Origin of the sequence: Granulicatella adiacens ATCC 49175 (genome assembly GCF_025150565.1) — a bacterium.
GTDB classification, from domain to species: Bacteria; Bacillota; Bacilli; order Lactobacillales; family Aerococcaceae; genus Granulicatella; species Granulicatella adiacens.
In genome coordinates this window covers 798,445-815,306 of the sequence record NZ_CP102283.1, presented here as the reverse complement: position 1 = coordinate 815,306, position 16,862 = coordinate 798,445, and the positions used below count along the sequence as shown (strand labels likewise).

The window sequence follows — 16,862 nt, the reverse complement described above, 5'->3', positions numbered from 1 at the left end:
CACAGACAAAACAGGTAGTTAAAACTGTACTATTCCCTCTGCTATCGTATAATAATTTAACAAACTTTTGTGAATTATGCAAGCAAAGAAGACTTTATAGAGCGTTTCTGTTAACTTTGTGAATAAAGTTCTATTTTGTTACGCTTTATAAAGTCTTTTTTTATTCCGATTTGTTCATCTCTTTATCTGTTTTCATCTATTTTCAGCAAATGAACCTATTGTTTTCACTTGCAAACTGTACTAGTTTCACTTTTAGAACTGTACTAATTTATTAAAACAGTTTTAATTGTTTATAAATTTTATCTGTCTTTTCTAAATGCGAAACACTTAGCCCAATCAAACGAATTGGCTTTTCATCCATCATTTCTTCAAATAGTTGCAATGCAAGCTGAAGAATTTCTTCTTTTTTATTAAAATAGTCCCGTAATGTAACACTTTTACTTGTTGTATTAAAATTAGAATCTCTTAATTTTAAGGAAATTGTACGAGATGCTAATGCTCTTTTCTGTAGCATGCTCGCTATTTCAAGAGAAAACTTTTCTAAATACTCACTCAAAATACCATGATCTGTCGTATCCTTGATAAGAGTTCTTTCTGAACCCATGGATTTTCTTTCTCGATACAAAGTCAATTGATCATTCGAGATTCCTCTTACCTGTGCATATAACCTAGGTCCTAAATTTCCAAATCTACTTTCTAATTCTGCTTTCGATAAATGAAGCAAGTCTTCTCCCGTTTCAATTCCTGCTCTTCTAAGCTTTTCGGCACTCACTTTTCCAACCCCATAAAAATCTCCAATTGGAATAGTCCGAATAAATTCTTGTGCGTTTTCAGGTGTAATCACTGTAATTCCAGAAGGCTTTTGATAACCTGAGGCCATTTTAGCCAAGAACTTATTAAAAGACACGCCCACAGAACAAGTAAGTCCAGTCTTTTCATACACTTCCTTTTGAATCAAGTGTGCTACTAAAGTGGCAGAAGCAATCCCCCTACTATTATTGGTTACGTCTAAATAAGCTTCATCAATCGAAAGTGGTTCTATCATATTCGTAAAGGATTTAAACACCTCACGAACTTGAGAGGATATCTCTTTGTACAAAGAATAGTTTCCTGGAGTAAGAATCGCTTTTGGACATAGTTTCATGGCTTTTGCTGTAGGCATCGCAGATCGAACACCAAAAGCTCGTGCTTCGTATGAACAAGTTGAGACGACTCCTCTTTCATTGGGTTTTCCTCCAACAATAACTGGTTTTCCTCTCCACTCTGGGTGCTCTCTTTGTTCAACAGAAGCGAAAAAAGCATCCATATCCACATGTAATATTTTTCGCATCTATACCTCCACCTGAAAACGAACATTTGTTCTTATTATATCAACCTTTTCAAAAAAAGTAAAAACGGAACGTTCTCACGTCCCGTTTTAAGAAGATTATGAATGAGTTACTAGTTTAGACTGTTTTAAATAGCGAATCCCATTTCCAATCACAAAAGCAATACTTAAAATAAATAGTACTAAGCGACTCCATTCGAATCCCGAAATGATTTGTTGAAATACACTATTCAACTGAAGACTACTTGCGTGGTTGTTGACAGTAACCCCAAAAGCACGGACAACAAACATCAACCAGCCTATACAAAGCATTCCGATCGTATTCAACATTAATTCAAAAAGGCTATCTGGGAACCTCCTGCGTGCATATTCTAGGCCAAAAACAATCACAAGAATAAAACTACTTAGGATAATGACATACCATCCTTCACGAGTGATTAAAGAATCTCCTAAACTCATTAAGTAGATTGTAATCATTAAATAGAGGATGGTCACAATTGCAACTAATTTATAGAAGTAAGACATCAGTTTTTCCATTGAAAATCCCTCCATCCATATATTCTTTTCCTACTTCTATTTTACTCCTCAGTACTTCTATATTCAACCTTATCATTTGCAAGTCCAAATAAAAAAGACCGACAGTATAACTGTCAGTCTTTCATACTATTATTGATCATCTTTTTTATTTTTTGCAAAGAATAATAATCCAGCAGCTGCTGCTAGTAAAACAATTCCTCCGATAATGTAGAAGCCTTGACTTCCTGTACCAGTATTTGGAAGTTCTTCTTTTTTATCTTCTGTTGTAGAAGGTTCTTCAGAAGAAAGAGCTGTCGTAGTATCTAAAGTAGTAACTTCACTAGTAGTACTTTCTGTAGTTGTTACTTCAGTAGTTGGTGCTTGTGTAGTCACTTCTGTAGTAGTTGTTTGTGTAGTTGTACTTGCTTCAGTAGTCGTTGATTGTGTTGTTGTCGTTGCTTCAGTAGTAGAAGCAGTTGTTGTTGTCGTTGTTGTAGTAGTCGTAGTGGTTGTTGTTGTCACTTCTTTTGGTTGATCTTTCAATTTGAGAAGACTACGTTCTACTCCTAAAACAACTTTGTATTCTGTTGCGTCTAATTCATATCCTTCTGGAGCTGTTTTCTCTTTTACAGTAAATTCTTTTCCAACGTACTTTTGGTCAAAAGCTTGAGAAACCGCATTTCCATCTTGGTCCGTCGTCAATTCAACAGTTGCTCCGCTAGGATCTGTAACGACATACACCGCACCATTTACTGGCTGACCAGTTACAGCATCTACTTTCACTAGTTTAATCGTGTATGCTCCAGCAGCCTCAATGGTTCCTGAGAATAATGATGTAGCAGTAGCTGTAAAAGTTGTGTCTGTTACATTTGTGCGACGAGTAATTTCTTCTCCGTCTTCTTTTGTAAGAGAAACCATATTGGCTACCTTGCTTCCATCATTTGGTGTAGTTGTTTCGTAAGTGACAAAATATTTTTGACTTCCGTCTTTAAATGTAATTGTGAAGCTCTTATAATCGGCTGCCCAATTAACTGTATAGTCAACTCCCTCTGTTAAAAGAACGAAATCAGCAGCATCTGCTGAAGTTCCTTCAGTCATCGAAGGGGCTTTATAGACTAATAATGATTCAGGAATATATTGGATACTTGCTGTACCATCCAATTGAGGTAGAACATCATTTAAAACTAAATTATTCCCTAAATTCTTTCCACTTGTGTTAACACGAACTCTCCATCTAGAGACATATTGGCCAGAAGATGGACTGCCAGCAGCTTTTAATTTAGGAGAATCCCAAGCTTTTCTAACTGCTTGACCACCATTTTTGGCAAAGTTTTCTTCCCCTACTACCGCGTCAGGTATATAAGTTTTTGAAGTGTGTACTTGAGTAATCACTGTTTTCAATGATTTAGAATCAAAAGTAACAGTCTTGTCGGTTACATCTTGCTTATAGACAAAGTTTAGAGCTAAGTTTCCTTTTACTCCTTTAACTGTATCCGCATTTTTCTTTTCTAGATACTTTTCTAAGTTTTTCAAAGTAACGGTTACAGTTCCTCCTTGATTATCACCATTGCTTTCAAAGTGAGCATCTGCAATTGGAACTTGAGTCTCTAAATCAACTAATTCAATATCATTATTATTAAAGAATGTTAGTGAAGGCGGTACTGTTAATTTAAAGAAATCGCCATTTTTAATATTATTGTCATAACTTGCTAAATCGAAAGTAGCTCTTAACTTATACGAATTGTTCGTTCGTATTTGATAAACGCCATTTTCATCTGGAGTTAACTTCGTATCAGATTGATCTAATAATTCTAATCCCGAAATAACTTTTTCTAACTCTCTACCTTCTGCAGCGTTTGCAAAAGAATTACCAACAAATAATATTGACAAAATCATCAATAAACTTGCAAAAAAATGAAGTCTTTTAGACTTAAGATTCATATTATACCTTCTTTCTATTCATACTTTATAACGATTGTATCATAAAAATCATATAATGAACATAAAAATTGAGTAAGTGAATTATTTTCACTTACTCAACTCTCCAATCTATCGGTTTTTGATTTGTGGCTATTAGAAAATCATTAATTTTACTAAATGGTTTACTTCCAAAGAAGCCGCGGTAAGCTGACAGTGGGCTTGGATGCGGAGACTTTAAAATTAAGTGATTCGCATTTGTAATCAATTTTTCTTTAGATTGTGCAGGTTTTCCCCATAATAGAAATACGATTGGGTGATCACTTTTATTTAACGATGAAATCACCGCATCTGTAAAAGTTTCCCATCCCATTCCACGATGACTATTCGCTTCATGTGCTCGGACTGTTAAAACGGTGTTGAGAAGGAGCACCCCTTGTTTTGCCCAAGAGGTTAACTCTCCAGTCTTTGCAACGGGGATTCCTATATCCGTTTCTAATTCCTTATAGATGTTTTGCAAAGAAGGCGGAAGTGCCACACCTTGTTGCACTGAAAAACTAAGTCCATGCGCTTGATGATCTCCGTGATAAGGGTCTTGACCTAAGATAACCACTTTCACTTGATCAAATGGTGTGAGTTCAAGCGCCTTAAATACATTCTCCGCTTTTGGAAAAACCTGATGTCGACTTCGTTCTTCTCTTTCAAACAAACGAACCTTTTTAAAGTATTCCTTTTCTTTTTCTTCCCCAATCACATCATGCCAAGTGGTCATAAGAACCCTCTTTTCGTTCATAAATTTCAAAGGTGTGAGGATAGAGATTTTTTTCATCTATTTCCCCTTCTAACGATTTTACTTTAATAAAATCATGCCAAGGAAATTCTGTTGGAAAATAAGAATCTCCCTCAAAACTAGCATGAATTCTCGTACAATAGAGAAGTTCCACATGATTTTTCAACAGATTATATACTTGTGCTCCACCACAAACATAAATATCCTCATGTCGACTATCTTCAACAATCTCCTCAATATTCGTTACGACTTCTGCACCAGGAACAATATAATCCGAGCTAGTAGTTAGGATGATGGTTTGTCGCCCCGGAAGTAAGCGACTTCCCATTCCTTCAAAAGTCTTTCGACCCATTAATATTGTTTGCCCCATCGTGACTTCTTTAAAGAACTTCAAATCATTCGGCAAACGCCAAGGAAGTGTCCCATCTTTTCCGACTAGACCCCTCTCATCTTGAGCCCAAATATAAATTAGCATATTTTTCCTCCTGCATTAAACAGCTATAGGCGCTTTAATTGTTGGATGTGATTGATATCCTTCAACCACGACATCCGTAACATCAATATCAAACATCGATTTTTCAGGATGTTTTAAAACTAGTGTAGGTAACGCCATCTCTTCACGCGCTAATTGTGTTTTTACTTGTTCCATATGATTTAAGTAAATGTGTGCATCTCCTAAAGTATGGACAAATTCACCCACTTCTAATCCTACTTCATTAGCAATTAAATGTGTTAATAATGCATAGCTTGCGATGTTGAACGGTACTCCGAGGAACACGTCTGCACTACGTTGATATAATTGGCAACTTAATTTACCATCCGCCACATAAAACTGAAACATTGTGTGACATGGTGGAAGAGCCATACTTGGAACATCTTCTGGATTCCAAGCAGAAACAATCATCCGACGTGAATCAGGGGAATTTTTCAACAAGTTGAGTAAGTCTTCGATTTGGTCAATGGTTTCTCCTTTTGAAGTTTTCCAATGACGCCATTGTGAACCATAAATATTTCCTAGTTCTCCGAATTCCGCCGCAAACGCATCATCCGATAAAATTTTCTCACAGAAGTCTTTTTTCACTTCTTGATAAACTTCATTAAACGCTTCGTCTTGTAAGCAACGGCGACCAAAATCTGTCATATCTGGTCCTGTGTATTTTGGCGAAGACACATAGCGTTCAAATGCCCATTCATCCCAAATATGATTATTATGCTCTAATAAATATTTGATATTAGTGTCTCCGTGTAAGAACCACAATAATTCGCTCTTAATTAATCCAAAAGGGACTCTTTTAGTCGTCAAAAGAGGAAATCCTTTTTGAAGATCAAAACGCATTTGATACCCAAAAATACTCTTCGTTCCTGTTCCAGTACGATCTGTTTTTGTCGTACCCTCTTCTAAAATTTTAGTTAGTAACTCTTTATACTGCTTCGTCATGTCTGTTCCTTTCTATTAATTCCCAGCTAATTCTGCTAAATATTCCCAACGTTCATAGGCGTTTGCAGCTGCTTCTTCTGTTTTATCGAGTTCTTCTTGTAATGCTTGTAATTTTGCAAAATCTTGCGCAGTGGCATTCATTTCGCTTTGCAAGGATTCCATTTTTTCTTCTAACTCTTGTATCGTCGCCTCAATAGTTTCCCATTCTTTCTTCTCTTGATACGTCATTTTCTTGGCCGGAGTTAGCTTAGTAGTCTCCTCTTTACTCTTTTCCACTTTGGGAGTTTCGACAACTACTCTCGATAAACTCTTCTCTTGTTCTAAGTAATCACTCATAGACCCATAGAACAATTCCGTTTGACCTTCTCCACGGATGACAAATAATTGTTCCACCGTTTTATCTAAGAAATAACGATCGTGAGACACAATGAGAACTGCTCCATTAAATGATTGAAGAAAGTCTTCTAATACAGTTAATGTATCGATATCTAAATCGTTTGTTGGCTCATCCAGCAATAAAACATTCGGCTTTGTCATTAATAAACGGAGTAAATAAAGTCTTCTTCTTTCTCCCCCGGATAGTGTATGAATATATGCACCATGCAAATGTCTTGGAAACAAAAAAATCTCCAGTAATTCAGAAATGGATGCCACTTCTCCATTTGCGCGTTTAATTTCTTCTGCTTCTTCACGTAAGTACTGAATCAATTGTTTATCCATTGGGATATCTTCGTCTTGTTGCTTATAATACGCAATTCGAACAGTCTCCCCTACAACAAACTGACCGCTGTCAAATGGAATTTGCCCAGCTATCGCATTCAGAAAGGTTGATTTTCCGACTCCATTCACACCCGCAATCCCAATTCTGGCCTGGCTTTGGATAATCCAGTCAAGGTTTTTAACGATATCCTGTCCGTTAATAGAAAGAGAGGTCTGATTGAATTGGAAGACCCGTTTCCCGATTCTCGTTTGGTCAAATTCCATTACTAATTTTTCTTGACTAGTTGTCTGTTTCACATCTTTTTCTAATGCTTCAAATCGCTGAATACGCGCTTGTTGTTTTGTCGTACGAGCTCTTGCGCCCTGACGCATCCATTCTAATTCGCTCTGGTATAATCGCTTTTGCTTTTGGCTCATACGGCTCGCAATTTGCTCTCTTTGGCTTCTTTGCTCTAAGTAAGACTCATAGTTTCCTTCATGGGCTTCAATACGACCATTGACCAATGCAAACATATACGTTACCGCACGTTCTAGGAAGTATCGGTCATGGGTAACAAGCATCATCGCACCTTTATAATTGGCTAAGTAGCCTTCCAACCATTCTATCGCTTCAAGGTCTAAGTGGTTTGTTGGTTCATCTAGTAAGAGTAAATCCGGTTCTTCCATCAATACTTTTGCAAGACCAACACGTTTCTTTTGACCACCTGATAAAGTCCCGACTTTCTTTTGGATATCCGTCAATCCCATTTTCTGAAGAATAGTTTTAATTTGAACCTCTACTTGCCATCCATCAATTTCGTTCATTTTTTGCTCAAGGGCACTATATCGTTTTGTAAGGCTTTGGGACGTTGGATTTTCACGTAATTGATCCACCACTTCTTCAAAATCATGAACGACTTTTAATGTTGGATGATCGCCTTTATATAACGCTTCAAAAATTGTATCTTCATCGTCCAATTCCGGTTGTTGAGATAAATATCCAATTCTGTAGTCATTTGAAGTTGTAATATCTCCTGATTCTGCAAAATCGACCCCAGCTAAAATCGAAAGAAGCGTACTTTTACCAGTCCCATTTTGACCAATGAGACCTACATGTTCTCCTTCATTGATAATAAAAGAAACATCTTCTAATAGTGTTTTTGCACCATAAGATTTTTTTAAATGATCTACTCTAAAATCTTTCATGCAAACTCCTTTCGTCACCTCTAATAGAGGCCTTGAATTTTTCCATCTTCACTTACGGTAATTCCTAAGGCTGCGGGTACTTTCGGAAGTCCAGGCATTGTAAGAACTTTCCCTGTCAGCGCAACAATAAATCCAGCACCTAATTTAGGAACAAGTGAACGAATGGTGATTTCAAAATTGTTTGGACGTCCTTTCAATTTTGCATTATCTGAGAATGAATAAGGTGTTTTTGCAATACAAATATTCATTTCATTCCAACCCATACGCTCTATTTCTTTTAAATCTTCGAGCGAATTCTCGGTATAATTCACTTTCGATGCTCCATAAATTTTTGTAGCAACTGCATCAATCTTTTCTTGAATCGTCGCATCTACTGGATACAATGCATTAAACTGACTCTTTTGTTCACAGAGTTCTACTACTTTTTCGGCTAACTGAATTCCGCCTTCTGAGCCTTTTTCCCAAACGGAAGACAAGACACAATCTACTCCAATCGATTCACAAAGCTCCATAAACAATTCTCTTTCAGCCAGAGTATCCGTTGTAAATTCATTTAAAGCTACGACCATTGGAATACCGTACTGTTGAACATTCTCAATGTGTTTAGCAACGTTTTTAAATCCTTCTCTTAATGCATCGAGCGATTCCCCATTAGATAACTCTTCGAGAGACAACCCTCCATGCATTTTAGTCGATCGAATGGTCGCGACAAGAACTATCGCATCTGGAGACTTGCCTAATACTGGCACTTTAATATCCAGGAATTTTTGAGCTCCTAAGTCGGCCCCAAAACCAGCTTCTGTCACTGTATAATCCGCCAATGTTAAGGCCATCTTTGTAGCCATCACACTATTACATCCGTGTGCAATATTGGCAAATGGTCCTCCGTGAACGATAGCAGGTGTCCCCTCTAAAGTTTGAACCAGATTCGGTTTAATGGCCTCTTTCAATAAGGCAGTAATCGCACCTTCTACTTTTAAGTCAGAAACACGAATTGGATTGCCAGAAATATCATACGCGACAAGAATATTCGAAACTCTCTTTTGTAGGTCATTTAAGTCCCGTGCTAAACAAAGAACAGCCATCATTTCGGTTGCAACTGTAATCTCGAATCCGTCCTCTCTAGGAACTCCATTTACAGGACCTCCGAGCCCGATTTCAATCGTTCTTAAAGCACGATCATTTAAATCTACCGCCCTTTTCCATAGTATTCGTTTGATATCAATATTTAGTTCATTTCCTTGATGGATGTGATTATCAATAATGGCAGATAGAAGGTTGGTTGCACTCGTTAATGCATGCATATCCCCAGTGAAATGAAGATTAATTTCTTCCATCGGAACCACTTGAGCATAGCCACCACCTGTTGCCCCTCCTTTTAGTCCAAGAGTGGGCCCCAAAGATGGTTCTCGTAACGCAATGGCTGTTTTCTTTTGGATAGAGCTTAAAGCATCCCCAAGACCAATTGTAACGGTTGATTTCCCTTCCCCTGCTGGAGTAGGATTCATTGAAGTTACTAAGATTAACTTACCATAGTTGTTGGCTTCATGTATATCTGATTTAAGAATCTTCGCTTTCACTTTCCCATATAAATCAATCTCATCTTCTGTTAATCCGAGCTTACTTGCTATCTTTGTAATTGGCTGCATTGTCGCTTCTTGTGCAATTTCAATATCCGACTTCATTTCTCCACCTCGATTCAAGTATATTCGTTTTATTATACCATTTAATAAATAAAAAAAAAATGAGGATGCATATGCATCCTCATTTAAAGATTAACGATTAGTTTTCTCTTTTCTTAAATCCTAATACTGCAAATCCTGATAACAATACAGCAACACCTGCTCCAGCTAAAGTAGCTGTAGCACCAGTATTTGGTAATTCTGGTTCTTTTGGTTCTTCTACTGTTGTAGTAGTTGCTTCAGTTGAAGGAACTTCAGTAGTAGTTTCAGTTGTTGTAGTTGTAGTTGTTGTTGTAGTTGTAGTAGTTGTTGTTGTTGTCGTTGTAGTAGTTGTTGGTTCTTCGTATTTGTTAGTAAATACTAAGTTGTCACCATCAGTTACATTTGCAACTAATTGACCTTTTCCGTTATCTACAACATCAACAGTTACTGTGTATACTTTAGAATCGTAAGTATATCCAGTTGCTGAACCAGCTTTTTCTGATACTGTGTAAGTATGTTTGCCTGCAGCTGTATATTCAATTTCTTTGAATGTTACTGAACCATCAGCTTTGTTCTTAGCTGTAGCAACAACATTTTGGCCTTCTTTCAATTCGAATTCGAATTGATCGTCAGCTAATGTTCCACCGTTAAGAACTTTAGTAGCTGTTAATGCTTTTTTAACTGGTTTAGCAGAGTAAACATTAGTGAATGTTAAGTTATCTCCATTTTTAATTGTAGCAACTAATTGACCTTCACCATTGTCTTTTACTTCAACAGTCACTTCGTATGCATTTGTATCAAATGCAACTCCGTCATCTTCAGTTCCAGCTTGTTCAGTTACAGTATAGGTGTGGACTCCCTCTGTAGCATAAGTAATTGCTGGGAATTTAATTGAACCATCTTGAGCGTTCTTAGCTGTTTGAACAACTTGACCGTTTTCTTTTAGTTCAAAAGTATATTTATCAGCTTCAAGAGTTTTGTTTTGTAAAACTTTAGTAGCTTTTAATTCAACTGTTGTAGGAGCAGCTTTATATGAGTTAGAGAACTCTTTGCTGTCATATTTAACACTTGCAATTTTTTCACCGTATACATCTTCTACAGTAACTGTAGCAGTGATTGTTTTTTCATCGTAAGTGTAACCTTTTTTAGCATCGTTTACTTCTTTAATTGTGTAAACAGATTCGCCAACTTCGCTGAATTTAATCGCTTTGAATTTCACTTTACCATTTTCATCGTTTTTAACTGTTTCAACTACTTGACCAGTTTTGTCGATTAATTGGAAACTGAAAGCATCTTTTTCAAGAGTTTTTCCTTCTAATTTCTTAGTTACTTGGAATTCAACTTCGTCAGATTTAGCACCTGTACCGACACCATCAGTTGTAGTAATTGGAGCAAATCCATCTACTTCAAATGGTTCAGCTTTTTCATTCGTTGTAACAGTCGCATGGTTTAAAACACGTTTAGTAACTGGATCAACAGGTTTTGTTAAACGAGTTCTATAAATTAAATACAAACCTTTGTTTGGTAAAGTTCCGTCTCCGTTTGGAGTAACAGTAAAGTTGTTTTTATCTGTTACTTGAACATGTGCTTTGTCTAATGGAGATCTTCCATCACCGTTTTCCCAGTTAGGGAAGTAGTAACCAGTAATTTCACTTGCTAATACTTGACCTTCTGGAATTGTATCTTTGATAGAAACTCCAGTGTAGTTCTCAGCATAACGGTTAATACGTACACGCCAGTTTACGTAGTTAGGGTCATTAGAATCTTGTACCCCCCATTTAGTAAACCCAGTTGGGTCATCATCTGGAACAATACGAGTTAAGTGGTAAACCCCAGCACCTGGAATAGTAATTTCATATTCCTTGTTTCTTTGTACATGGTCTGCCCATACTGTCGTAAATGAAGCTACAAGTTCTTTATTTTCGTTGAACTTTTTGAAGTATTCTTCATTTGTAACAGTAATTTTAGCAGTATTTGTTGCTTTGTCTGTTGTCAATTCCGCAATAGTTTCCCCATTTGCAGCCTTTAATGGAGTTGTTGAATCTTGTTCAATTTTGAACTCCGCAGGAACTTGATAAGTAACAAAATCCCCATTGTTAAGGGTAACATTATCTGGGAATTTGTAAGTTGTTTGTAGATAGAACTTACCTTCACCATATTTTGCGTGGTCGACTAATTTATTAGTATTAATCGTTGGTACCGTCGTTAACGTATATTCTGAAGATGGTTTTTCAGCAGCGTTAACAACACTATTCATTTTAAGTAAAGGTACGAAGACCGATACTAGCATCAATAGTGCTACAAAAGAATGAAATAATTTTTTCATCTATAATTGTCCTCCTAATTTTTAGTTATAGTCCACTACGGTTATAATAAAGGTTTCCTTAATCACTTGTCAATCTTTTATTATGTTAAATTTTAAAACTTTATATTTTAAATATGAATTTTCTATTGTTTTAAACAAAAAAAAGAGAATAAGTTTTTAAATAAAACTTATTCCCTTCATAAAACCTACTATATTATAGAGATTTTAGTTTTCTTTTCTTTGAAACTTTAATAATGCCACTCCACCAATTAGGGCTACCGCTCCAAGAAGTGCTAATGAAGCAGCTGTACCTGTCTTCGGTAACTCATCTTTTGGTTTTTCAGGAGGCGTATTTGGAGTTCTCTTGTTTGTAACCACAAATCCTTCTTGAACATTTCCTGTAATCAGAGTTGTATATCCTTTTCCTACTGTTTCTTCAGAAATTGTATATTCAATCTTCTTACCATCTTTATATTCATCAAGATCTGTGAAGTTACCTGTCCAGTTATTCTCTTTCGATAATACTAATTTCTTATCTGTTTCTTTTCCATCTGCAAGTAACTTAATCGTTACACTTGTTGGACGAACACCATCTTGGTCATTAGCATCATCCCAAGCTTTTGTTACTTGGATACTTGTCTTCCCTGGAGTATAAGAGTTTGTGACGTTGAAGTCTTTAACCGTAGCTGTGTAGCCTTCCACTTTTTCTTCTACAATTGTATAAGTGATTTCTTGTCCATTCTCATACTTGTCAAGATTTTCAAAGCTCCATTTCCACTCGTCAGCCTCTGTTACTTTCTTCGTAGCCACTTGTTGACCATTCTTCAATAAGTTGATTGTGATTTCTTTTGGACGTTTGCCATCTTGGTTGTTGGCATCATCCCAAGTTTTACTTCCTTTAACAGAAGTCTTTTCAGGAGTTCTAGAGTTTGTCACTACGAAACCTTTTTTAGCATCTCCTGACACTTGGCTCACATAACCATTTTTAACAGCTTCTTCTTTAATAGAATACTCAATCTTTTTACCATCTTTGTATTCATCTAAATCTGTAAAGCTTCCTGTCCAATTGTTTTCTTTCGTTAATTGAAGAGTCTTATCTGTTTTTTGGCCATCTGCATATAAAGTAACCGTTACTGTTGCAGGACGTTTGCCATCTTGGTTATTCGCATCATCCCAAGATTTTGTTACTTGTACGCTTGTTTTACCAGGTGTATACGAGTTTGTGATATCGTACCCATTTACTTTAGTTGTATAGCCTTCTACTTGTTCTTCTACAACAGTATAAGTAATTTCTTGTTTATTCTCATACTTGTCTAGATTATCAAAACTCCATTTCCAACCATCAGCTGCAGTAACTTTTTGAGTTTTAAATTCTTGACCATTCTTCAACAATTTAATGGTAATTTCTTTTGGACGTTTGCCATCTTGGTCGTTAGCATCATCCCATGTTTTAGTTCCCTTCACAGAAGTTTTTTCTGGAGTTCTACTATTTGTAACAGTGAAGCCTTGTTCTACGCTACCTGCTGTTGAACTTGCATATCCATTTTCAACAGTCGTTTCCTTAATAGTGTATTCAATTTTCTTACCTGCTTTATACACATCAAGATTTGAGAAGCTTCCTGTCCAATTGTTTTCTTTATTTAAGACAAGCGTTTGATCTGTTTTTTGACCATCTGCATAAAGAGTGATGGTGACACTTGTAGGACGTTTTCCGTCTTGATCTTCGGCGTCATTCCAGCTCTTAGTCACTTGGATACTTGTCTTTTTAGGTGTGTACGAGTTTTTGATGTCATATCCTGTAACTTCTGTTGTATACCCTTCTACCGCTTCTTCGGTAATCGTGTAATTCATCTTTTTACCGGTTTTGACATTATATTCATCTACATTTTCAAATGTATACTTCCATTTACCAGAAGCATCTGGTGTCACATCTTTAGATTGAACTACCTTTTGATTTTCATCTAGTAAGTTCACTCTGATTTTTGAAGGACGTTTTCCATCTTGATCATTGGCATCATCCCATGTTTTTTCACCAGAAATGTTGATTTTAATTCTCTTATTAGTAACAGTTTTTAAGGCTCCACCTTTAGGAGTTACTTCTAAAGTAAATGTATCTCCATTTAATTGATACCCAGTAGGAGCTTGAATTTCTCTGACTGTGTATGTTCCTTGTTTTAACACACCAGAAATAATCGTACCGTCATTACCCGTTTTTAGTTCGAATTTTTGGTTGTCTGGACCAGTGACTTCGAACACCGCATTTGCAAGAACAATATTTTTATCTTCTTCATCGACTTTCGTCAATTTGATTTTACTTGCTAATTGTCCATCGGCAGTACCACCAGCTTCTGATGACTTATAAGTAAATCCGTGTTCTTTCGAACCACCTGCATGCGTTACTTTAATTTTATTTCTTAGAGAAGAACCAATAGTGTAAGTCGTTCTATAAGTTAAGCGATATTGTTTCGCTCCAGTATCTCCCATATTAATCGTAAATGATTGGTTATTGTTTCTAAGTTGAAGTTTGCCTTCTAAACTAATGTTCTTAAGTCTTCTAAGAATTGCACCTTCATCTGTATATTCTACTTCTTCTAACACAAAAGAACCCGGAATATAAGTTTCTCCATTTGGAAGTTCATCTGTAATAACCGCATTTTTTAAATCTGCTTTAGCATAGTTGATATTTGCATACCATTCTACTTGATCAATCCGTTGGCCATTTTGTGTAACTTGTTGACCCCATTTAGAAATAATTTGATCTGATGGAACTCCTACTTTTGTTACCTTAAGATTTGTAGAAGTGACTTTCCCTTTAACAGAAATATCAAATTGGTTAACCACATTGTCTTTTGTAACACGTTTATTAAATAGAGCACCTAAATAAAGTTTCCCTTTTACATTATATTTATTATTAATTTTGTCATTAAAGGTAACTCGAATCTTACCTCCAATAGCTTCAGGGCCTGTAGTCACAACAGCTCTAGCTATAACATTCCCCTCAGAATCCGTTAAATCAAATTGGGGTTCTGAATATCCAGGTGGAAATGTTAAATTATTGGGTAGTGTAATATCGAAATAATCACCAGAATGTAATACAGAACCCGAATTACTTACTTGCCAATCCATTGCTAAGTAAAAGAAGTCGTTTTTATTTAACTCGTTAACAGACTTTTTATTTGCATTTTGGATTTCAAAATGTGTAATCGTTGCATCTACTTCCTGAGGCGTTCCCTGCGCAAATACTGAAGAATTCAATCCTTGCATGAGAAAACCAACGACGACAAACAGCGACAATAATTTTAAAAATTTTTGTTTCATCTTAATCTCCTTTTTCTATGTGCGTTTCCCAACATAACACATGAGCAACTAACCTCTCATTCCCCAAATAAGAAAAAAATCATCACCTTTCCACAATAATTGTTAACTATCGATTAAATTGTAACATAAAAAAGAACATTTTATAAATGTTATCATAATTTCTTCATATAAATTTATATATTTCGGGATTAATTCCCCGAAACTTAGGATATAACATTTTTTATATACTCATTAAGAAAACTGCTCTGCTGGAAATTTATTCTTAAATAAATAATATGCGATCATCAGTGGAATTAACGAACCTAGCCATGCTAATGGGTTTGCCATCGTTGCTCCCGTATACCCGTATAAATTAGAAAGTACTACGGCTGCAAACGCACGCATAAATAATTCCATAATTCCCGCTACGGTAGGTGTAAAAGTCTTTCCTACCCCTTGTAAAGTGTATCGATAAATAAAGAGCAATGATAAAAGACTATACATCGTTCCATTCGTTATAAAATAAATCGCCCCTAACTCAACCACTTCTTCATGTCCAACGCCGACAAAAGCACGAATAAAAATAGGACTAAACAGATTGAGAATAATTCCTACCGAAATGGCAAAAGTCAGGGATAACTTAATGCAGTCTCGTACGCCTCTCCAAATACGATCGTATTTTTTTGCTCCATAATTTTGAGCCACGAAAGTTGCCATCGTTACTCCAAAGGACATCATTGGAAGAATAGCAACCTGATCAATTTTTTGTGCAGCTGTATAAGCAGCTACAGCAGTTGCTCCCAATTGATTTAAAGTGATTTGAATAATAATGGCCCCTATTGCAATAATGGAGGATTGAAAGGCCATCGGAAACGAAATACGAACATGTTCTTTAACGTCCGAAGATTCTGCAACGAAGTCTTTTGAGTTCAATCTTAAAATAGGAATTTTCTTCCATATATAAATAATACATGCGAGAACAGAAAAAATTTGAGAAAGAACTGTCGCATATCCTGCTCCTTCAACTCCCATTCCGAACCCAGCAATAAAAACAACATCTAGAATAATATTCATGATGCAAGCAATCACAAGGAAATACAATGGCGTTTTCGCATCTCCAATAGAACGGAAAATGTTAGACAGTAAGTTAAATGCCATAGATGAGAAGATTCCCGCAAAAATGACCATCAAATAATCATAAGCGCCATCAATAATTTCAGCTGGTGTTTGCATGACTTCTAAAATTTGACGACAAAAAACCATACTGAGAATTGTTAGAAGAATAGCAACCACGGCAGAAATGAGTATGGATACATAAAAACTACGCTTTACTCCTAAATAATCTTTAGCGCCGTATCTTTGCGCAAGTGGAATGGCTAATCCTGCCGTTAATCCATTTGCAAATCCTAAAATAAGAAAGATAATACTTCCAGTTGAGCCAACAGAAGCTAATGCATGAACACCAATCGTTCGTCCAACGATAAATGTATCCGCCATGTTATATAATTGTTGAAATAAATTACCGATTAATAACGGAATCGTAAAGTTCCAAATCAACTTGATAGGCTTGCCACTTGTCATATCTTTTGCCATAATTCACTCTCCTTTCTAAAAAACAGCATTATCTAGTATAATGCAAACAAATAAAAATGAACAGTAATTTAAATAGTTCTTTTTTCAAAAACAGAGCTGTGATAAAATAT

11 protein-coding genes are annotated in these 16,862 nt (G+C 36.1%); all 11 read right to left on the bottom strand.

Going from position 1 to position 16,862, the window contains the following annotated elements; all coding sequences use genetic code 11:
* Positions 1-271: 271 nt before the first annotated feature.
* The 11 genes from dinB to NQ540_RS04065 all read right to left on the bottom strand — a co-directional run bounded on the left by dinB (position 272) and on the right by NQ540_RS04065 (position 16,752).
* Entirely contained in the window at positions 272-1,330 is a 1,059-nt protein-coding gene (gene dinB / locus NQ540_RS04120) for a DNA polymerase IV (protein WP_005605219.1), read from the bottom strand.
* A gap of 96 nt (positions 1,331-1,426) precedes the next feature.
* Complete coding sequence (locus NQ540_RS04115) at positions 1,427-1,864, bottom strand: hypothetical protein (protein WP_039848748.1); 438 nt, start codon at positions 1,862-1,864, stop codon at positions 1,427-1,429.
* Positions 1,865-1,993: 129 nt separating this feature from the next.
* Positions 1,994-3,784 (bottom strand): prealbumin-like fold domain-containing protein, encoded by a 1,791-nt coding sequence (locus NQ540_RS04110; RefSeq protein ID WP_005605217.1) that lies wholly within the window; start codon positions 3,782-3,784, stop codon positions 1,994-1,996.
* A 91-nt stretch (positions 3,785-3,875) separates the two neighbouring features.
* Positions 3,876-4,532, bottom strand: coding sequence for a uracil-DNA glycosylase (gene ung / locus NQ540_RS04105; protein ID WP_005605216.1), 657 nt, complete (start codon positions 4,530-4,532; stop codon positions 3,876-3,878).
* A complete protein-coding gene (locus NQ540_RS04100; RefSeq protein WP_005605215.1) occupies positions 4,516-5,025 on the bottom strand; it encodes a dihydrofolate reductase in 510 nt (169 codons plus the stop codon). The genes ung and NQ540_RS04100 overlap by 17 nt, the downstream gene beginning before the upstream one ends.
* 15 nt (positions 5,026-5,040) lie before the next feature.
* Positions 5,041-5,988 carry a thymidylate synthase gene (locus NQ540_RS04095; RefSeq protein WP_005605214.1) on the bottom strand — a complete coding sequence of 316 codons (948 nt, stop codon included), beginning with the start codon at positions 5,986-5,988 and terminating at the stop codon, positions 5,041-5,043.
* A 15-nt stretch (positions 5,989-6,003) separates the two neighbouring features.
* Positions 6,004-7,893, bottom strand: a complete 1,890-nt coding sequence (locus NQ540_RS04090; protein ID WP_005605213.1) for an ABC-F family ATP-binding cassette domain-containing protein — start codon at positions 7,891-7,893, stop codon at positions 6,004-6,006.
* Between the two features lie 20 nt (positions 7,894-7,913).
* Positions 7,914-9,578, bottom strand: coding sequence for a formate--tetrahydrofolate ligase (locus NQ540_RS04085; RefSeq protein WP_005605212.1), 1,665 nt, complete (start codon positions 9,576-9,578; stop codon positions 7,914-7,916).
* 97 nt (positions 9,579-9,675) lie between these two features.
* Positions 9,676-11,883, bottom strand: a complete 2,208-nt coding sequence (locus NQ540_RS04075) for a Spy0128 family protein (protein ID WP_005605210.1) — start codon at positions 11,881-11,883, stop codon at positions 9,676-9,678.
* Positions 11,884-12,087: 204 nt separating this feature from the next.
* Positions 12,088-15,180, bottom strand: coding sequence for a Cna B-type domain-containing protein (locus NQ540_RS04070; RefSeq protein WP_005605208.1), 3,093 nt, complete (start codon positions 15,178-15,180; stop codon positions 12,088-12,090).
* A 231-nt stretch (positions 15,181-15,411) separates the two neighbouring features.
* Entirely contained in the window at positions 15,412-16,752 is a 1,341-nt protein-coding gene (locus NQ540_RS04065) for an MATE family efflux transporter (RefSeq protein ID WP_005605206.1), read from the bottom strand.
* Between the last annotated feature and the right edge of the window lie 110 nt (positions 16,753-16,862).